Below are 18,260 nucleotides of genomic sequence, written 5' to 3'. Positions count from 1 at the left end.
TGATTGTTGACGGGCTGAGCCATCGCACCACTTATGATAGCATGCCCATGGGAGGAGCTACTATGACACGCATCATTGCATTGACTGCCGCCGTCTTTCTGAGCCTCACACCCCCCCTTTTCGCCGGGGACACCCCCGCGCCCGAGGGGGCCGAGGTCTATTTCGTCAATCTCGAGGATGGTGCTACCGTCAGCGCCCCCGTGACGGTCGTCTTTGGCCTCAAGGGCATGGGCGTGGCCCCTGCCGGCACCGACAAAGAGGCAACAGGGCATCATCATGTTCTGGTCGACCGCCCGCCCTTGGGCGAAGGGCCGGACGGTGCCGAAGAGATGAACGTGGGCCTGCCCGCAGATGACAATCATCGCCATTTCGGCGGCGGTCAGACACAGGTGACGCTGGATCTCGCACCGGGCACACACACGCTGCAACTGGTCATGGGAGACCTGAACCATGTGCCGCACAACCCGCCCGTCGTGTCCGAGGTGATCACGATCACCGTCGAATAGCCCGCGTCAGAGCGTGGCCGCCAGTCGCGTGCCCTGATCAATCGCACGTTTCGCATCGAGTTCGGCAGCGAGATCCGCGCCGCCGATCACATGCGCAGCCACACCGCGCGCCTCAAGCGCGTCGGCCAGACTGCGCTCGCTCAACTGACCCGCGCAGAGCACGACAGTGTCCGCCTCGATCAAGGTTGGGCGCTCACGCGCCGCGCCGAAACTTACATGCAGCCCTGCCGCGTCAATGCTCTCATAATTGACGCCGCCGATCATCTCGACGCCCTTCATCTTGAGCGCGGCGCGATGAATCCAGCCCGTTGTTTTTCCCAAACGCTTGCCGGGGGCCTCTGCCTTGCGCTGCAAGAGCGTCACTTTGCGCGCGGGCGGCTCGGGCTGCGGTCCTTGCTCGGCCAGGCCACCGCGCACCTCTGCAGGATCACCCACCCCCCATTCGGAACGCCAGAGCGCGATATCTTCGGTCGGGCTGATCCCCTTATGAACGAGAAACTCGGACACGTCGAACCCGATGCCGCCTGCGCCCACCACAGCCACGCGGCGGCCCACCTCTGCGCCGCCACGCAGCACGTCGATGTAATTGACCACATTCGGCCCGTCCTGACCCGGAATACCAGGATCGCGGGGAATCACGCCGGTGGCGATGATTACCGCATCGAACCCGTCCAGATCGTCCGACGTCACCTCCTGCCCCAGACGCAGATCAACGCCCGCCTCGTGGACCATGACACCAAACCAGTCCACCAGCCCGCGGAATTCTTCCTTGCCGGGGATGACCTTGGCCATGTTCAACTGACCACCAAGCTCTGTCGCCCGGTCAAAGAGCGTCACCTGATGCCCCCGCCCCGCCGCCGTGATCGCCGCCGAGAGGCCGGCGGGCCCCGCACCGACCACGGCAATCCGCTTGGGCGTGGCCGCGGGCGCAATCACCAGTTCCGTTTCATGGCAGGCGCGCGGATTGACCAGACAAGACGTCAGCTTGCCCGAAAATGTGTGATCAAGGCACGCCTGATTGCAGGCGATGCAGGGGGCAATCGTTGCGCTGCGCCCCGCCGCCGCCTTGTTGACGAACTCTGCATCCGCCAAAAACGGCCGCGCCATGCTGACCATGTCAGCGGCTCCATCGGCCAGCACCGCCTCGCCCACTTCGGGTGTGTTGATCCGGTTCGAGGTGATGACCGGAATCCCCACCTTGCCCATCAGCTTTTTCGTGACCCAGGCAAAACCCGCGCGCGGCACACTGGTCGCAATGGTGGGAATCCGCGCCTCGTGCCAGCCGATGCCGGTGTTGAGGATCGAGGCCCCCGCACGCTCGATCTCTTGCGCCAATTGCACCACCTCTGCGTGGGTACTGCCGCCCGGCACCAGATCAATCATGCTGAGGCGATAGATGATGATGAAATCAGAGCCCACCGCCGCCCGCGCCCGCCGCACCACCTCGATTGGCAAACGCATGCGGTTTTCATACGAACCGCCCCAGCGATCCGTGCGCTTGTTGGTATGGGTCACAAGGAACTGGTTGAGAAAATATCCCTCGGACCCCATGATTTCGACCCCGTCATAGCCTGCCTCGCGCGCACGCACGGCGGCGGTGACGATGTCGGAAATCTGTTTTTCGATCCCCTCCTCATCCAGTTCCTTGGGCGTAAAGGGGGAAATCGGAGATTTGATGGCCGATGCGCTCACACATTCCTTGCCATAGGCATAACGCCCGGCGTGCAGAATTTGCATCGCAATGAGACCGCCCGCCTCATGCACCCGGTCCGTGACGATGCGGTGATTGGCGATGTCCTCGGGCGTAAACAGCCCCGCCGCGCCGGGAAATACGCCGCCCTCGCGATTGGGGGCCATGCCGCCCGTGACCATGAGGCCCACACCGCCGCGCGCCCGCGCCGCATAAAACTCTGCCACCCGGTTCCAGTCGCGGGTTTCCTCCAACCCGGTGTGCATCGACCCCATCAGAACGCGGTTCTTCAGCGTCACATGGCCCAGATCGAGCGGGCTGAGAAGATGCGGATATTCGGACATGGCTAACCTCCCTTGGCTGCCTCGCACCATGGCGCGGCACCACGATCTTGTCACCCCGGAACGCTGCGTTATGGCGTCTGCGGCCAGATTCGATCCTCTAAAATGAAAAGGGCCGCCCATCGGCGGCCCTACTCAAAATCTCTATGTGACGTTCAGAGCGTCAGATTGGGGATGATCTGCTTCTTGCGGCTCATGATACCCGGCAGGACCACGGCATCGCCCGACACGGTCGCGCCAAAGCTCTTTTCGGCAACCGTCTTGACCAGATCATTGGGCACCAAAAGCGTGGCCTCTTCGTTCAGGATATCGACCACGAAGAGCAGCACCTGATCGACGCCATCCTCGGCGGCGACGGTTTTCATGCTCTCCATCAGACTAGCCTTGCGGTCGAGCACGATGGCGGGCGCCGTGGTTTCCAGAACGCTCACGCGGAACGACTTGCCGCCGACCTCGTATTCCTTGGAGTCCATGCGCAGCAATTCAGCGTCGGAAAAGGCCGATACATCGGATTTCGCGGCAAACATCTCGGCGGCATAATCAGGAATCGAAATGCCCAGATCAGCGGCCAGTTTCTCGGCGACGGCGCGGTCATGCGCGGTGGTGGTCGGCGAGCGGAATTCAAGCGTGTCCGACAGGATGCAGGTCAGCGCCGTGCCTTTGGCCCAAGCGGGCATTTTCGCGGCATCATCGTCCATCAGGTCGAGCATGATGGTTGCGGTGCAGGCCAGCGGGCGCACGGTGATGTCGATCGGGCCCTTGGTTTCCAGCCCGCCCACCAGCTTGTGGTGGTCGATGATCGCCTGAATGTCGGCATTGTTCACATTGGCAGGCAGTTCTGCCGGGTTGTTGGTGTCAACGATCACGCAGGGCTGACCGGCCTCGACATCGGAAATGATGCGCGGCTTGGGCAGATCCCACTTCTGCAAGAGAAAGGCGGCCTCGGTGTTGGGCTCGCCCAAGAGGACAGCTTCGGCCTGCACGCCCTTCACCTCATTGAGATACCAGGCCCAGAGAATGGGCGATCCGGTGGAATCGGTGTCGGGCGATTTATGGCCGAAAACAAGCGTGGTCATTGGGGTAATCCTGTCATTGATACGGGTTTGCGCGCCTTATAGGAGGGTGGGCACAACTTGTCACCTGCCCGATGCTGCGCTGCGGCATAAAATCCCAATTCGGATCACGCACAAAACGCGATTTTTGCGGATCAAAACGGTTGACTCGCCCCGGCGCACTCCCTAGCTATGCGCCGTTAGCACTCGAACCCCATGAGTGCTAATGATCCCCGAGCTGGGATCATCAGGGAGTAACTTTGAGCCAAGGAGCCTCAGAGATGGCATTTAAACCGCTGCATGACCGCGTGCTTGTCCGCCGCGTTGAGAGCGAAGCTAAAACCGCGGGCGGGTTGATCATTCCCGACAGCGCCAAGGAAAAACCGAGCCAGGGCCAAGTTGTGTCCTGCGGCGATGGCGCCCGCAAGGACAATGGCGAACTGATCGCAATGGCCGTCAAGGCCGGCGATACCATTCTGTTCGGCAAATGGTCTGGCACTGAAGTGACGGTCGACGGCGAAGAGCTGTTGATCATGAAGGAAAGCGACATTCTGGGCGTGATTTCGTAAGGGCATTCCCCCTCACGCTGATCCAACCGGAAATCAAACACGGGAGCACCTCAAATGGCTGCAAAAGACGTACGCTTTAATACCGACGCCCGCAATCGCATGCTCAAGGGCGTGAACATTCTGGCCGACGCTGTCAAAGTCACCCTCGGCCCCAAAGGCCGGAACGTGGTTCTGGACAAATCCTTTGGCGCCCCGCGCATCACCAAGGACGGTGTGTCGGTTGCCAAGGAAATCGAACTGGAAGACAAGTTCGAAAACATGGGCGCGCAGATGGTGAAAGAAGTCGCCAGCCGCACCAATGATGAGGCCGGCGACGGCACCACCACCGCGACGGTTCTGGCTCAGGCCATCGTCAAAGAAGGCATGAAGGCGGTTGCCGCCGGCATGAACCCGATGGACCTCAAGCGTGGCATTGATCTGGCCACCAGCAAGGTTGTCGAGGCCATCAAGGCCGCATCGCGCCCCGTCAGCGACAGCGCCGAAGTGGCGCAGGTTGGCACCATCTCTGCCAATGGCGAAGCCGAAATCGGCCGCCAGATCGCAGAAGCGATGCAGAAAGTCGGCAACGAGGGTGTCATCACCGTCGAAGAGAACAAGGGCCTCGAGACCGAGACCGATGTGGTCGAGGGCATGCAGTTCGACCGTGGCTATCTCAGCCCCTATTTCGTGACCAACGCCGACAAGATGGTTGCAGATCTAGAAGACTGCCTCATCCTGCTGCACGAGAAGAAGCTGTCGAGCCTTCAGCCGATGGTGCCGCTGCTCGAGCAAGTGATCCAGTCGCAAAAACCGCTCCTGATCATTGCCGAGGATGTCGAAGGCGAAGCCCTCGCAACCCTCGTCGTGAACAAACTGCGCGGCGGCCTCAAGATCGCTGCCGTCAAGGCCCCCGGTTTTGGCGACCGTCGCAAGGCCATGCTGCAGGACATCGCCATTCTGACCGGTGGTCAGGTGATCAGCGAAGACCTCGGCATGAAGCTTGAGAATGTCGGCATGGACATGCTGGGCCGCGCCAAGAAAGTGTCGATCACCAAGGACGCGACCACCATCGTCGATGGCGCAGGCGAAAAGGCCGAGATCGAAGCACGGGTCAGCCAGATCCGTCAGCAGATCGAGGACACCACCTCGGACTACGACCGCGAAAAGCTGCAAGAGCGCGTGGCCAAGCTGGCCGGTGGCGTTGCCGTGATCCGCGTCGGCGGCATGACCGAGATCGAAGTGAAAGAGCGCAAGGACCGCGTCGATGACGCGCTCAACGCAACCCGCGCAGCCGTGCAAGAAGGCATCGTTGTCGGCGGTGGCGTGGCTCTGGTTCAGGCGGCCAAGAAACTGGCCGGTCTGGAAGGCGTCAACAGCGACCAGAACGCCGGTATCGCCATCGTGCGTCGCGCGCTCGAAGCACCGCTGCGCCAGATCGCCGAGAATGCTGGTGTTGACGGCTCCGTCGTCGCAGGCAAAATCCGCGAGAGCTCCGATGCCAAGTTCGGCTACAACGCCCAGACCGATGAATATGGCGACATGTTCAAGTTTGGCGTCATCGACCCGGCCAAGGTTGTCCGCACCGCGCTTGAAGATGCGTCTTCGATCGCTGGCCTCTTGATCACCACCGAAGCGATGGTGGCCGACAAGCCGCAAAAGGAAAATGCCGCTGGCGGCGGCATGCCCGACATGGGCGGCATGGGCGGCATGATGTAAGCCACGCTCGGCAAAATGCTATCGGATCGGGGCTGCCTTTGGGCGGCCCCTTTTCTTTTTGCATGGTGTGCACGCCGGCGCGGTATCGACTTTGAGTATTTGAAGAACAGTGAAAGCAATGCGCCTCACGATACTCTGACTATACGCGGTGCGCCCCAGCAGGTAGCAAGGGGCATGCGCCTCTTTCTCTTGACCGCCCTCACCATGATCGCCTTTGCCGCCAATTCGGTCCTGAACCGGATGGCCATCGCTGGTGGGACGATGGATGCGGTCAGTTTCGGGGTGATCCGGCTGATTTCTGGCGCGGTTGTTCTGGGCCTGTTGTGCCTGATGCTGCGCGGCGGGCTGCGGCTCTGGGGTCCGGGGCGCGCGATCGGGGTGCTGGCGCTCTTGATCTATCTCTACGGGTTTTCTTTGGCGTACCGGGCGCTGGATGCCGGGCTGGGCGCGCTGATCCTGTTTGGCGTGGTGCAGATCACCATGTTCGCGGGGGGGGTGTTGGCGCGCGAGGCGATGCCAAGGCAGCGCTGGATCGGGGCCGCAATGGCCTTTGGCGGGCTTGCGTGGCTGCTCTGGCCCGGCGCGGGACCACAGGTTAGCGTGGTCCACGGCCTCTTGATGGCGGCGGCGGGCGTGGGCTGGGGCGTCTATTCCCTGAACGGGCGGCGCTCGGGAGATGCGCTGATGGCCACGGCGGCGAATTTCATCTGGGCGGCCCCCATGGGCCTCTTGGTTGGCTGGCTGGTGCCCAAGGGGGCCGAGGGGATCGTGATCGGGCCGCAGGGCGTCCTGCTTGCGGTGCTGTCGGGGGCGGTGACATCCGGGCTGGGCTATGCGCTCTGGTACAGCCTCTTGCCGCGGCTGGCCGCATCGGTCGCGGCGGTGGCGCAACTGACCGTGCCGGTGATTGCGATGGCAGGCGGCATGCTCTTTCTGGGTGAGGCACTCACTGTAGAATTCGTGCTGGCAAGCGCGCTGGTGCTGGGCGGCGTTGCGGTCTCGGTGATTTCCCGGCGCGCTCAGGGACCGACGATTTCCTCCAAGGGATCGTAGCCCATCCCGCGCTGAAACGCGACGCGCGCAAGGCTGTCGGGTTTGATCCGCAAGTCCCCCATCTCTGCCTCTGTCACCCATCGGCGACGGGTCACGATCTGTTCCGGATCACGCCAATCGTCCGAGAGCGTACCCGAAACAAGCGTGCATCGAAAAAAGACCTCGACCTGATGAAAGCCGGTTGAAGGCGCGTGAAACTCGTTGATCAGGCAGGGCGGGCCCACGCGGATCGTCAATCCGGTCTCTTCATGAACCTCGCGTATCAGGTTCTCGGGCAGGGATGTTCCCGCCTCCACCCCACCACCCGGCGCGCACCAGAGCGTGCTGCCGGCATCGGCATAGGCATTGACCAGCAACAGCCGCCCATCCTCGACGATCACGGCACGGGCGGCTAGACGGGGCAAGGGCATGGGCGGACCTGAAACAAGAGAACGACGCGAGCCAACCTTAGGTGGCGGGCCATGCGCTGAAAAGGGGTTGTGTTTGAACCCGCCTTTGGTCAGCTTGCGCGCGACCAGAACAGGGGAGCGGGACATGAGAACCAACACACGCAACGGCGGGAAATTGCTGGTGGAGTGTTTGCTGGCACTGGGCGCGCGACATTCGTTTGGCGTGCCTGGCGAGAGCTATCTTGCGGTGCTGGATGCACTGCACGACACCGCCGGGCGGCTTGATTTCACCCTGTGCCGTCAAGAAGGCGGCGCAGCCTTCATGGCCGCCGCCTATGGTAAGCTGACGGGCCGTCCCGGCATCTGCTGGGTCACGCGCGGACCGGGGGCGACCAATGCCTCCATCGGCGTGCATACCGCGATGCAGGACAGCGCGCCGATGATCCTCTTTGTCGGCCAAGTCGGCACCGATATGAAGGGGCGCGAGGCGTTTCAAGAGATCGACTACCGCGCCGTATTTGGCACGATGGTAAAATGGGCAGTCGAGATTGATCAGGTGGGTCGCATCCCCGAGATTGTGGCGCGGGCGTGGAAAACCGCCGTGACGGGGCGACCGGGGCCAGTTGTGGTGGCCCTGCCCGAGGATATGCTGACGGCTGTGACAGATGTCGCCGCGCTTTCCGGGCCGGGGGACTATCCAGAGCCGGAGCCGGGCGCCGAGGCCGTGACCCGCGCCCGCGACATGCTGGCGGGGGCAAAGCGGCCTCTGATCCTCTACGGCGGGTGCAACTGGACAGAAGCGGGGCGCGCGGCCTTGCAGGACTTTGCATCCGGGTCGAACATTCCGGTCGTTTCGGTCTTTCGCTATCAGGACCAGTTCGACAATCACGCCCCGGTCTTTTGCGGCGAAGCGGGGGTGGGCATGGTGCCAAATGTGCGCCGTCTCTTGGCCGAAGCGGATGTGATTCTGGCCGTGAACAATCGCTTTGGTGAAAATTCTACCGATGGCTATACGGTCTTTGATCTGCCAGTGCCGCGCCAACGTCTTATCCATGTGCATGGCTCCGATCTGGAACTGGGCAAGGTCTATCAACCGGAATTGGGCATCCAGGCAGGTCCGAATGCCTTTGCGCGCGCGCTGAACGCAGGTGGGCCGGTGACAGGCGATTGGGCCGAATGGCAGGCCGAGGCGCGCGCGGGCTATGAGGCGGGATTTGATCTGCCCGACCTGCCCTCGCCCGTCGACATGGGCAAGGTGACGGCCTATTTGCGTGACGTACTACCCAAAGACGCGATCATCACCAATGGCGCGGGCAATTTCGCGACCTGGTCTGGCCGGTTCCTCAAATACGGACCCGCCATGCGCCTCTTGGCCCCGCAATCGGGGGCCATGGGCTATGGCATCCCGGCGGCTGTTGCCGCCAAAGTCGTACATCCAGAGCGCCGCGTCGTCTGCTTTGCCGGGGATGGGGATTTCCAGATGACCTGTCAGGAACTGGCAACCGCCGCGCAGGCGGGTGCCCAGCCTGTGATCCTCATCCTCAACAATGGCATCTACGGCACCATCCGCGCCCATCAAGAGCGGAACTATCCCGAGCGAGTCTCGGGCACAGAGATGGTCAACCCGGATTTTTCCGCCCTTGCGCGCGCCTATGGCTTTCACGGCGAACGGGTAGAGCGAACCGAGGATTTCGCAGATGCCTTTGCGCGCGCCTGTGCCTCGCCGACCGGTGCCGTGCTCGATCTCGTGATCTCGCCCGAGGCTCTGACCCCACGCGTGACGCTGAGCCAGATGCGCGCGGCGGGCCTGCGCAAACGTGACGGCATGTAACCTCTGTTCACAACGCGCATTTGCGCCTATGGGGTCGGCATGAACAGATGGAGCATCCTTACCGGCCTTATCCTGGCCCTTTGGACAACGGCGGCGCGGGCCGATTGCGTGGTGCTGTTGCATGGGCTGGCGCGCTCTGATGCGTCCTTTGTGATCCTGCAAGAGGTGCTCGAAGCGCGCGGCTATGACGTGTTCAGCCCCGATTACCCCTCTACAGAAGAGGAAATCGAACGGCTCGCGCGCGAAACCCTGCCCTTTGCGGTGCGGGTCTGTGGCGCGACGCGGGTGCATTTCGTCACGCATTCCATGGGCGGCATCCTCTTGCGGCTCTGGCTCAAGGATAACCGGCCCGCACAGATGGGGCGCGTCGTGATGCTTGCTCCGCCGAACCATGGTAGCGAATTGGTCGATGAACTGGGCGGGCTCGAGCTCTTTCGCTGGCTCAACGGACCAGCGGGGCTGCAATTGAAAACCGGGCCCGGCGGTGTGCCGGAAAACCTGCCGCCGGTGGATTTCGAGCTGGGGGTGATCGCAGGCACCCGTTCGCTCAACCCCTATTTTTCCAGCCTGATCGAGGGGCCAGACGATGGCAAGGTCTCGGTCGCCTCGACACGGGTCGAAGGGATGGCGGATCACATCACCCTTCCGGTCACGCATACATTTCTGATGAACAACCCCCTCGTGATCGCGCAGGTCGAGGAGTTTTTGGAACATGGGCAGTTCAACCATGGCTTGACCCTTGGCGATGTGCTCTTGGGACGGAGGTGACGATGACGGCGCTCGAGATCACACTGCGCGGGGCACAGGTGTTGACGCCAGAGGGGCTGAGCATCTGCGACCTCTCGCTTAGTGGCGGGCGGATTGCCGATACCCCGCAGGGCCGTATCGTGGACCTGAGCGGCTACATGATCCTGCCCGGCATCGTCGATGTCCATGGCGACGGGTTCGAACGGCATCTGGCCCCCCGGCGCGGCGCGATGAAGGACCTCGCCCAAGGCATGATCGCGACCGAGGCGGAATTGGCCGCTAATGGCATCACCACCGCCGTTCTGGCGCAGTTCTATAGCTGGGAAGGCGGCATGCGGGGACCAGAGTTCGCCGATCAGGTCTTTGCGGCCCTGGCCGAGGTGCGCGATCATGTCGAAACCGACCTACACGCCCAATTGCGCTGTGAGATATCGCTGCTCGACGATTATGGCGCGGTCGAAGACATGGTCGCGCGGCATGGCATCGGCTATCTCGTGTTCAACGATCACCTGCCGCACAAGGCGCTTGCAGCGGGCAAGCGTCCACAGGGGCTGACCGGACAGGCGCTGCGCATCGGGCGCAACCCCGAAAAGCATCTGGAATTCATCCAAGGCCTGCATGACCGCATGCCCGAGGTCGGGCCCGCATTGGAGCGTCTCGCCGCCCGCCTGACCACGCGCGGCGTCCGACTGGGAAGCCATGACGATTCCACGGCCGAGGGCCGCAGGCGCGCGCGCGCGCGCGGCATGACCATCGCCGAGTTTCCCGAAACGCTTGAGGCGGCCGAAGAGGCGCGCGCGGGCGGCGATCATGTCATCATGGGTGCGCCCAATCTGGTGCGGGGTGGGTCACACAAGGGCAATGTCAGCGCCGTCGATCTGGTGGCCATGGGGCTGGTGGATGCGCTGGCCTCGGATTATCATTACCCCTCACTGCGACGCGCGGCCTTTCTCTTGGCCGATGGCGGAATTTGCGATCTGTCGACCGCCTGGGGGCTGATTTCAACGGGTCCGGCGCAGCTCTTGGGGCTGATGGACCGCGGCGCGATCCGGCCAGGTCTGCGGGCCGATTTGGTTGTCCTAGCGCCAGAGACGCGCCGCGTAATGGCGACCATCGCGCAGGGTCGGATCAGCTACATGGCGGGCGACGCGGCAAGCCGCTTTGTCGGATAGGCCGCGTGCCTCACCCCACCGCCGCCGCCAAAAACGCCTCAAGCTGTGCCGGATCAATAGGTTTTGGCAACACCTCAAGCCCCTCCCCGTCACAATGTGCGCGCATGTCCGCCGTCAGATGCCCGGTGATGATCCGCGCAGGGATGGCCCCGTGCCGCGCAATAATCCGCGCGATCACATCCGGCCCACGCACGCCCTCGTCCAGCTCGTAATCGACCAGCATCGCATCGGGGCTGAGCCCAAGATCTGCCAGTTGCGTCAACGCCTCAAAGAGATTGCCCGCCTCGACCACATCCGCGCCCCAACCGCGCAAGAGCAGGGTCAGAGCGTGGCGCAAGTCCGGGTCATTCTCGATCAGGAGCACGATCCGCCCTTCAAACGTGTCCCGCACGCGTACTGCCCCGCCACCGCCCCGGGTCTCTGGTCCGCTCCGCCCCACAGACACCAACGGGACGGTCACGCTGAAACAGGCCCCACAGCCCAGATCAGACCGCAGTTCCAACGGATGCCCCAAGAGTGCACAGGCCCGATCCACAATAGCCAGCCCGAGCCCCATGCCTTCAGCTGCACTGACATGGGCATCAAGCCGATGAAATTCCTGAAAAATACGATCCTGATCAGCGGGGGCTATCCCCGGTCCGGTGTCGCGCACCTCAAGCCGCAGATTGCGCCCCTGCCGCCGCGCGCCCACCAGCACCCGGCCAGAGGGCGTGTAGCGGATCGCATTCGCAATCAGGTTCTGCAACACGCGCCGCAGATAGCTTGCGTCGCTCTCAACCACGGCGTCGCGGGGCACATAGCGCAGATCCAACCCCTTGAGTGCGGCTATAGGCGCGAATTCGTCGATCAGTTGATCGGTGATCCGGCGCAGCGGCACGTGGGTCACATCCACCTCGACATGCCCCGATTCCAATCGCGAAATATCCAGAAGCGCGTCGATGATATCCTCGACACTGGTTAACGCCCGCTGCGCCTTATCCATCAACACCCGGTGATCGTCGCTGGTCAGATCCTCTTGCAAGGACGCAAGATAGAGCCGCGCCGCCGAAAGCGGCTGGCGCAGATCATGGCTTGCCGCCGCTACAAACCGCGATTTCGAGGCATTGGCGCGCTCGGCCTTGCCAAGCGCATCCTCCAACTCCAGCGTGCGGTCGCGCACCCGCTGTTCCAGCCGCTCATTGGCATGGGCAAGCGCGCGCGTAGCAGCACGTTCTGCCGTCACATCCGAGAAGCTGATGACAAAGCCCCGGTCGGGCATTTGCCGGGCAAAGACATCCAGAGTCTTGTGCGTGCCTGAGCGCATATAGAACCGCAGCGGCGCGCGCCGATCCTGTGCCGCCACCCAAGCTGCAATGTCACGCGCGGTCAGACCGCCCTCGATCTCGAAATCGCTGCCGATGCGTCGCAGAATGACATCAAACTCGATCCCCACCCGAAACCGCGAGATCGGGATCGACAACATGCTGCCCGCGTTCTGGTTCCAGCCGCGCAACTGCCCGCTTCGATCAAAGATGCACACCCCCTGATCAATGTGCTCCAACGTGGCCCGGATCAACTGCGCCTGATCGTCCAAAAGCTTGCCACGCTCGCGCCGTTCCAGCCGGATTATATCGGTGATGTCGGTTTGCAGGATCACCGTTTGTCCGTCGCGGGTGCGATGCTCGCTGACCTGAACCCAGCAATCGCCAGTCAGGTTGAGGTTGAACATCACATGCTTTTCCTGATGCAACTGCATCCGTCGCGCCGCCCAATCACCTCGGCTCTGCATGTCGGGCAATTCCAGAAACCGGCTCTGGCTCGCGTGGCGAACGTAATCGGCAAACTCCAGACCGGGGCGCAATTCTGCCACCAAGTCGGGCATATACATACCAAAGCGGCTGTTGTTCAGCACCAGCCGCCCGTCGCTGTCAAAGAGCGCAAAGCCCTCTTGAATCGTCTCGATCGCATTGGCGAGGTCCGAGCGCGCCCGCTCTGCCTGCCGGATCGCCTGCGCCAGTTGCGCGTTGGATTCGTTCAGCAGGTCAAGTGCGTGTTCGAGATCGCGGGTGCGTTCGCTGATCTGATCTTCGAGGATGACCGCCCGCTCGAAATGCGCATAGGCCGCGCCGCCGTCATCCGTCACCTGCTCGACCCGGCGCATCAACACTTCGATGATCTTGAGCAGTTTGCCGTTCTGCCGATCCAGCGGGTCGGAATTGTCAATCAGCGCCGCCGACATGGCCTAGCGCCCGATGGGGGGATAAATCGCCACCCCGGTCATGGTTTGATTGACATGCAGGCCGTTGATCTGCTCGCCATAGGTGGAAAATCCCACCACACGATGCGCGGCCAGAATGCGCGAAATCTCGGGGCCGATCTGGCGCTGCTGCACTTCGGTCCGGCGCAGAATACAGTCGCAGGCCAGCACCGTCAGCGGCGCAGTCTCAATCCCCAGCCCGGCCAGTTCGCGATCCAGATGCGCTGCCATGTCCTGCGATTGTGCCAGGGTAAGAACCAACCCTTCGTCAATCGCGGAAAAGAACTGCAAGTCGCCATTCGCCTCGGCGCGCTGAATGGCGCGCACGTGATGCTGACCGCCGATCCGCACCACCACCGGGTTTTCGGCAAAGGTCGAGGGTGTTAGCTCGTCGATCCGGCAGCCAAGAATGCGGGCATATTCCTGTGCCGCCACCTCGGCGTTGATCTGATGGACGATGCGGCGCGCGGGGTCGGCATCCGTCACCACCATGCGCCGGTCGGTCGGCTGGAAATGATCGAGCCGAAACACCCGCACCGGGCAATCGGTTCGCATGAGGCAAACCACGGCGGCATTGCGCAGCGTCACCCCGTCACAGGAAATCAGCGTCTGCGAAAAACGCTCACCATCCGCCGCCGATCCACCAAAGAGCGGCATCGGCCCAAGCCCCGCCGCGATGGCCGCAACCAGTTCATCCTCCTTGAGCGACAAGCCATCGACCGCAAGAAAGGCGAATTCGTTGGGCAGGCTCTCGCCCGCCTGCGTGGCAAGCCACGCCCGCGCCCGCACCGTCTGGGAGACACAGGCGGTACTGTCCAGCTCTGACAGCGGCGTCACCACTTGCAACACCGCGTGGAAATGATCGGCGGCAAACCCCACGGCAACGATGCTGCCCTCTGCGTAGCCGCTCATCCCGATCTCACCGGCGGTGGTGCAGCCGACACAGCGGCTATCGACAAAGATGCGCGCGGCCTCAGCCATCAACCCTTCGAAATCCGCCTCTGGCGTGACAAAGAACAGCACCAATGCGAGCCGCATGTCACCCATGGCCCGGCGCAGGGTGCCAATGGCGTCGTCGGAATCATGCGGCACCTCTGCACGCGCAACGATAGCGTGATCGCACAGCGCCAGCTCTGACAGGCTGCTGTCCATGGCTCCTCCCCTCGGGGTCCTCCACCCCAGTCAGAGCGTAATCCGCTTACTCCGCCTCGCGCAAGACGTTAGAGAAGCTGGCCATCTGCGCGATCAGCACCGCCTGGGTGCGGGTCTGCACCCCCAGTTTGCGCATGATGGCGGTGACATGGGTCTTGACCGTGGTTTCGGCAATCGACAACTCATAGGCGATTTGCTTGTTCAACCGCCCCTCGCAGATCAACTGAAGGATGCGCGCCTGCTGCCGCGTCAGATGCGCCAGACGTTCAACCGCCTCGTCGCGATCATTCACCGGCTGTTCTTGCGTCTTGGTCAGGACAACCCCCTCGGGGAGGAAAATCTCGCCCGCGGCAATCGCCTCGAACGCGGCACGAAATACCGGCCGCTGGCTGTGTTTGGGCACGAACCCCGCCGCGCCTGCGTGAATGACCGAACAGACCATCCGACTCTCGGACATCGAGGATACGACCACAATCGGTGTCGCGCCCGCGACCGCCCTCAGCCGCGCGAGACCATCCAGCCCGCTCACGTCCGGCAGGTTGAGATCGAGCACGATAATGTCGGGTGGGCCATTCTCAGCCACCATCGCCAGCGCCTGATCGAGGCTCTCCGCGGTGTCGATCCGGGCAATGCCGGCCACCGATTTCAGCGTCATCGACAGCGCATCGCAAAACAGCGGATGATCATCCACAATGAGCGCCGTTGTAAAACGCCCCGGTCCCGCATGTGCGGGACGGGTGCCGGGAATATGCGCCGTTTTCGGTGTCATTCTATTATCCTAGCAAAGGCCCACGCGCGGGCCTACTCACACCAAGGTCTGAGACCTCTCAGCCCCGCCGCCGCATCAACCCGCGCCCCGGATCATAGCCCCAGAGCGCCAGACCAAGGAACACCAGACTTGCCAGCGCCGTCCACAACAGCGCCATACCGTTGAACTGTTCATAGAGCGCAAAGCGGATCAGTTCGACGGCATGGCTGAACGGGTTGACCGCACATATGTCGCGCAACAGCATAGAGCTTTCCGCCATTCGCCACAGAGGGTAGAGAGCCGTGGACATGAAAAACGTGGGAAAAATCACGAAATTCATCACGCCTGCGAAATTCTCCATCTGACTGATAAAAGACGAGAGCGCCACACCAAGCGCGCCAAGCATCACCCCGCCAAGGACCAGCGCGGGCAGCACGTAGACATAGCCCATCACCGGCATCTTGATCCCCATCGCCGCCGCAATGCCCAGAAATGCGTAGCATTGCAGCACCGACACGGCGGTCCCCGCGAGGATCTTGGCGAACAAGAGCCACCAACGCGGCAAAGGGCTGGTCAACAACAGCCGCATCGAGCCCATTTCGCGATCATAGACCAGACTGAGCGACGATTGCATCCCGTTGAACAAAAGGATCATGCCGCAGAGCCCCGGCACGATATAGGTCTCATAGGTGATATAGGTCTGATAGGGTGGGATAATCGAAAGTCCGAGTGCGGCCCGAAAGCCGGCGGCAAAGACCACCAGCCAGACGAGGGGCCGCACGAGGGCCGAGACAAAGCGCGAGCGTTGCCGCGCAAAGCGCAACGCCTCGCGCGTCACAATTGCCGCCAGAGCGATCAAGAGCGGCCTCATACGGGCGCCCCTGTCAGGCTCAGGAAACGCTCGGTCAGCCCGTCCTGCCCGGCAATCTCACGTGAGAGGCCGTCGGCCAGCACGCGGCCCCGGTGCAGAATGACCAAGCGATCTTCCGGCCAGACCTCATCGGTCAGATGCGTGGCCCAGAGCGCAGTCAGCCCGTCATTCGCGCACAGATCATGCACATGGCCCGTAATCGCGCGCCGCGCCTCTGCATCCAGCCCCACGGTCGCCTCATCCAACAGCAGAACCGCTGGCTGATGCACCAGCGCGCGGGCAATCTCGGTGCGCCTGCGGTGCCCGCCATTGAGATCACGCGCCAACTCATCCGCACGTTCAAGCATCGCCATCCGCTCCAGCGCCGCCTCGATCCGCATCTCCGCAGCGCGCCCCGCAAGGCCGTGCAGGGCCGCGAAATAGCGCAGGTTGCGCCGCACACTCAGGTCGAGATCCAACGTCTGTTGCTGAAACACCACCCCGATCCGCGCCAGCGCCTGGCGGGGATGGGTGGCTATGTCATGGCCCGCCACCCGGATCCGCCCTTCACGCGTCGTGAAAAGCCGCGTGAGCAGGGCAAAGAGTGTCGATTTCCCCGCACCATTGGGGCCAAGAAGGGCGCAGAACGCGCCCTGCGCCACCTCAAAGCTCACATCGTCCAAGGCCCGCTTGGCCCCGTAGGAAAATCCCAGCCCCTCGATCCTCAGCCCCGTCATGCCGCGTTCCTACCTGCTTTGGGGGCTACCATAGACCCGAGCGCGACCTTATTGAATGATGAACTCGAGCCGCTGGCTCTCACCCGTCGTGCCGGGGATCAAGAGGTTATACCGACCCGGCTTGATCGCGATAAAGGAAAACTCCGCCGTGCCCGCATCGTCAAACTCGAAACTGTCGATTGCCATTGGCCGGATCTCGATGTCATTGATCACGATCTCGTCCATCCAGATCGCGCGAAAGAACTCTGGCCCCGTCAGCGCCAGTTCTGCACTGCCATCGGCGGTGATCTCCATCTCGTAATAGGCCCCCGATTGTAGGGTGATCGGCCCCTCGCCCAAGGGCTTGCCCGAGGCCAGAGTGACCTCGATTTCATCCCCACGGTTGCATTTCGCCAAAAGCCCGGCAAAGCCCAGATCATCACAGAGCGGTGCGGCTTGGGCGGGTACTGCCAGCATGGCAACCGCAGCGGCAGTCAACAGATGTTTCATCACTCTTTCCTCTTTGCTGTTGGATTGGCTCGGATCAATCGGGCACGACGACGACGCCCCATGGCTGTTGCCCCACCTGCACCGATTTAACGACCTCTTCGGCCGCGACATCTATGATCGAAATATCGTTGGAATTGCCGTTGGTGGTGTAGAGGTATTTTTCCTCGGCATCGAAGGCCAGTTGCCAGACGCGCTGTCCAACCAGCAGGTATTTCTCGACTTCGAAGGTCTCACCATTGACCAGCGCGACTCGATTCGACGGGCCCAGAGCCACAAAGACTTTCTTGCCGTCCGAGGTAACGCGCACCCCCACCGGCTGTAACAGTTCCGGCGGGATGCCGGGCACCTCGAACGTCACCTTGTGGACGATCTCACCGCCATCGGGATTGATTACACTGACCGTGCCGCCAATCTCGGCGCTCACAAACAGGTATTTGCCATCCGTCGTATACTGCGCAAAGCGCGGACGCTGATCCACCAGCGTATTCTGCACGATCTCATAGCTCGTGGTGTCGATAAAATGCGCCATGTTTGTGGTCTCGGACGTGTTGACCACATATTTGCCATCCGGCGAAATCCCCATGCCCTCCGGCTCCACCCCCACCGGCACTTCGGCCAGAATCGTGTGTGTGTTCACATCCGTCACTGTGACTAGGTTGTCATCCTCATTGGCGATATAAAGCGGGTTGCCCGAAGGGTGCAGCACAAAAAGCTCGGGGTCGGGGCCAGAGGGCAGCGTGTGCAATTCCTGATACGTCGCCGTATCAAACACCCGCACCACATTGTCATCCGAGGCGCAGACATAGAGATGCTTGCCATCGGGACTTGCGGTGATCCCGCGCGGGCGGTTTCCGGCGGGGAATTCGGCGATCACCTCCCATGTCTCGCTATCGACCACGGTGATGGTGTTGCCGCGTTCATTGCTGACAAACACCTTGCCCGCCAGCGCAGGGCCGGTCATCAGGGCAAGAAGGGCGGTCGCAAGGGCCACTCGGTTCATGTG

At 62.4% G+C, this 18,260-nt stretch carries 17 protein-coding genes; 7 read left to right on the top strand and 10 right to left on the bottom strand.

What is annotated here, in order from left to right; genetic code table 11:
* The first annotated feature begins 62 nt into the window (after nt 1-62).
* Entirely contained in the window at nt 63-506 is a 444-nt protein-coding gene (locus ROSMUC_RS11400) for a DUF4399 domain-containing protein (RefSeq protein WP_037273143.1), read from the top strand.
* Nucleotides 507-512: 6 nt separating this feature from the next.
* Here ROSMUC_RS11400 and ROSMUC_RS11395 read toward each other — a convergent pair whose 3' ends face one another.
* Together ROSMUC_RS11395 and ROSMUC_RS11390 are read right to left on the bottom strand one after the other, a co-directional pair.
* Nucleotides 513-2,540 carry an NADPH-dependent 2,4-dienoyl-CoA reductase gene (locus ROSMUC_RS11395; protein ID WP_037273142.1) on the bottom strand — a complete coding sequence of 676 codons (2,028 nt, stop codon included), beginning with the start codon at nt 2,538-2,540 and terminating at the stop codon, nt 513-515.
* Nucleotides 2,541-2,692: 152 nt separating this feature from the next.
* Nucleotides 2,693-3,613 (bottom strand): manganese-dependent inorganic pyrophosphatase, encoded by a 921-nt coding sequence (locus tag ROSMUC_RS11390; protein WP_037273141.1) that lies wholly within the window; start codon nt 3,611-3,613, stop codon nt 2,693-2,695.
* A 257-nt stretch (nt 3,614-3,870) separates the two neighbouring features.
* Between ROSMUC_RS11390 and ROSMUC_RS11385 the strand changes: the two genes are divergently transcribed.
* The 3 genes from ROSMUC_RS11385 to ROSMUC_RS11375 all read left to right on the top strand — a co-directional run bounded on the left by ROSMUC_RS11385 (nt 3,871) and on the right by ROSMUC_RS11375 (nt 6,906).
* On the top strand, nt 3,871-4,158 hold the full coding sequence (locus ROSMUC_RS11385; RefSeq protein ID WP_008281664.1) for a co-chaperone GroES: 288 nt from the start codon (nt 3,871-3,873) through the stop codon (nt 4,156-4,158).
* A 54-nt stretch (nt 4,159-4,212) separates the two neighbouring features.
* Nucleotides 4,213-5,853, top strand: a complete 1,641-nt coding sequence (gene groL / locus ROSMUC_RS11380) for a chaperonin GroEL (RefSeq protein ID WP_037273138.1) — start codon at nt 4,213-4,215, stop codon at nt 5,851-5,853.
* A 174-nt stretch (nt 5,854-6,027) separates the two neighbouring features.
* Nucleotides 6,028-6,906, top strand: coding sequence for a DMT family transporter (locus ROSMUC_RS11375; RefSeq protein ID WP_037273136.1), 879 nt, complete (start codon nt 6,028-6,030; stop codon nt 6,904-6,906).
* Here ROSMUC_RS11375 and ROSMUC_RS11370 read toward each other — a convergent pair.
* Nucleotides 6,873-7,316, bottom strand: coding sequence for an NUDIX domain-containing protein (locus ROSMUC_RS11370; RefSeq protein ID WP_037273994.1), 444 nt, complete (start codon nt 7,314-7,316; stop codon nt 6,873-6,875). The two genes, ROSMUC_RS11375 and ROSMUC_RS11370, sit on opposite strands and share 34 nt — an antisense overlap.
* Before the next feature lie 124 nt (nt 7,317-7,440).
* Here ROSMUC_RS11370 and ROSMUC_RS11365 point away from each other — a divergent pair, with 124 nt between their 5' ends.
* From ROSMUC_RS11365 to ROSMUC_RS11355, 3 genes are read left to right on the top strand one after another with little or no spacing between them, the layout of a single operon-like run.
* Nucleotides 7,441-9,126: a thiamine pyrophosphate-binding protein gene (locus tag ROSMUC_RS11365; protein WP_037273133.1), complete on the top strand. Its 1,686-nt coding sequence runs from the start codon at nt 7,441-7,443 to the stop codon at nt 9,124-9,126.
* A 39-nt stretch (nt 9,127-9,165) separates the two neighbouring features.
* A complete protein-coding gene (locus tag ROSMUC_RS11360) occupies nt 9,166-9,894 on the top strand; it encodes an alpha/beta hydrolase (RefSeq protein WP_037273132.1) in 729 nt (242 codons plus the stop codon).
* A 2-nt stretch (nt 9,895-9,896) separates the two neighbouring features.
* Nucleotides 9,897-11,045 carry an alpha-D-ribose 1-methylphosphonate 5-triphosphate diphosphatase gene (locus ROSMUC_RS11355; protein ID WP_037273131.1) on the top strand — a complete coding sequence of 383 codons (1,149 nt, stop codon included), beginning with the start codon at nt 9,897-9,899 and terminating at the stop codon, nt 11,043-11,045.
* 10 nt (nt 11,046-11,055) lie between these two features.
* On the opposite strand, the gene ROSMUC_RS11350 is transcribed toward ROSMUC_RS11355, so the two are convergent.
* Genes ROSMUC_RS11350 through ROSMUC_RS11320 form a run of 7 tightly spaced genes read right to left on the bottom strand, consistent with a single transcriptional unit; the run spans nt 11,056 to nt 18,257 of the window.
* A complete protein-coding gene (locus ROSMUC_RS11350; RefSeq protein WP_037273129.1) occupies nt 11,056-13,263 on the bottom strand; it encodes a hybrid sensor histidine kinase/response regulator in 2,208 nt (735 codons plus the stop codon).
* A 3-nt stretch (nt 13,264-13,266) separates the two neighbouring features.
* Nucleotides 13,267-14,433, bottom strand: coding sequence for an FIST N-terminal domain-containing protein (locus ROSMUC_RS11345; protein ID WP_052115325.1), 1,167 nt, complete (start codon nt 14,431-14,433; stop codon nt 13,267-13,269).
* A 46-nt stretch (nt 14,434-14,479) separates the two neighbouring features.
* Nucleotides 14,480-15,202, bottom strand: a complete 723-nt coding sequence (locus ROSMUC_RS11340; RefSeq protein ID WP_037273128.1) for a response regulator — start codon at nt 15,200-15,202, stop codon at nt 14,480-14,482.
* 58 nt (nt 15,203-15,260) lie between these two features.
* Nucleotides 15,261-16,052, bottom strand: a complete 792-nt coding sequence (locus ROSMUC_RS11335; RefSeq protein WP_037273126.1) for an ABC transporter permease — start codon at nt 16,050-16,052, stop codon at nt 15,261-15,263.
* Entirely contained in the window at nt 16,049-16,768 is a 720-nt protein-coding gene (locus tag ROSMUC_RS11330; RefSeq protein ID WP_037273125.1) for an ABC transporter ATP-binding protein, read from the bottom strand. Before ROSMUC_RS11330 ends, ROSMUC_RS11335 begins: the two co-directional genes overlap by 4 nt.
* Before the next feature lie 48 nt (nt 16,769-16,816).
* Nucleotides 16,817-17,257, bottom strand: coding sequence for a cupredoxin domain-containing protein (locus tag ROSMUC_RS11325; RefSeq protein ID WP_037273124.1), 441 nt, complete (start codon nt 17,255-17,257; stop codon nt 16,817-16,819).
* 34 nt (nt 17,258-17,291) lie between these two features.
* Nucleotides 17,292-18,257 (bottom strand): YVTN family beta-propeller repeat protein, encoded by a 966-nt coding sequence (locus ROSMUC_RS11320; protein WP_037273122.1) that lies wholly within the window; start codon nt 18,255-18,257, stop codon nt 17,292-17,294.
* Between the last annotated feature and the right edge of the window lie 3 nt (nt 18,258-18,260).

Source organism: Roseovarius mucosus DSM 17069 (genome assembly GCF_000768555.3).
Lineage (GTDB): Bacteria > Pseudomonadota > Alphaproteobacteria > Rhodobacterales > Rhodobacteraceae > Roseovarius > Roseovarius mucosus.
Note: the sequence above shows the minus strand (reverse complement) of the source record. Positions and strands in the feature narration are given on the sequence as shown.

Coding starts and splice junctions, on each gene's coding strand:
- ROSMUC_RS11340 (WP_037273128.1), bottom strand. CDS start 15,202: ATGACACCGAAAACGGCGCATATTCCCGGCACCCGTCCCGCACATGCG.
- ROSMUC_RS11345 (WP_052115325.1), bottom strand. CDS start 14,433: ATGGACAGCAGCCTGTCAGAGCTGGCGCTGTGCGATCACGCTATCGTT.
- ROSMUC_RS11325 (WP_037273124.1), bottom strand. CDS start 17,257: ATGAAACATCTGTTGACTGCCGCTGCGGTTGCCATGCTGGCAGTACCC.
- ROSMUC_RS11390 (WP_037273141.1), bottom strand. CDS start 3,613: ATGACCACGCTTGTTTTCGGCCATAAATCGCCCGACACCGATTCCACC.
- ROSMUC_RS11375 (WP_037273136.1), top strand. CDS start 6,028: ATGCGCCTCTTTCTCTTGACCGCCCTCACCATGATCGCCTTTGCCGCC.
- ROSMUC_RS11360 (WP_037273132.1), top strand. CDS start 9,166: ATGAACAGATGGAGCATCCTTACCGGCCTTATCCTGGCCCTTTGGACA.
- ROSMUC_RS11335 (WP_037273126.1), bottom strand. CDS start 16,052: ATGAGGCCGCTCTTGATCGCTCTGGCGGCAATTGTGACGCGCGAGGCG.
- ROSMUC_RS11400 (WP_037273143.1), top strand. CDS start 63: ATGACACGCATCATTGCATTGACTGCCGCCGTCTTTCTGAGCCTCACA.
- ROSMUC_RS11355 (WP_037273131.1), top strand. CDS start 9,897: ATGACGGCGCTCGAGATCACACTGCGCGGGGCACAGGTGTTGACGCCA.
- groL (WP_037273138.1), top strand. CDS start 4,213: ATGGCTGCAAAAGACGTACGCTTTAATACCGACGCCCGCAATCGCATG.
- ROSMUC_RS11350 (WP_037273129.1), bottom strand. CDS start 13,263: ATGTCGGCGGCGCTGATTGACAATTCCGACCCGCTGGATCGGCAGAAC.
- ROSMUC_RS11370 (WP_037273994.1), bottom strand. CDS start 7,316: ATGCCCTTGCCCCGTCTAGCCGCCCGTGCCGTGATCGTCGAGGATGGG.
- ROSMUC_RS11365 (WP_037273133.1), top strand. CDS start 7,441: ATGAGAACCAACACACGCAACGGCGGGAAATTGCTGGTGGAGTGTTTG.
- ROSMUC_RS11330 (WP_037273125.1), bottom strand. CDS start 16,768: ATGACGGGGCTGAGGATCGAGGGGCTGGGATTTTCCTACGGGGCCAAG.
- ROSMUC_RS11395 (WP_037273142.1), bottom strand. CDS start 2,540: ATGTCCGAATATCCGCATCTTCTCAGCCCGCTCGATCTGGGCCATGTG.
- ROSMUC_RS11385 (WP_008281664.1), top strand. CDS start 3,871: ATGGCATTTAAACCGCTGCATGACCGCGTGCTTGTCCGCCGCGTTGAG.
- ROSMUC_RS11320 (WP_037273122.1), bottom strand. CDS start 18,257: ATGAACCGAGTGGCCCTTGCGACCGCCCTTCTTGCCCTGATGACCGGC.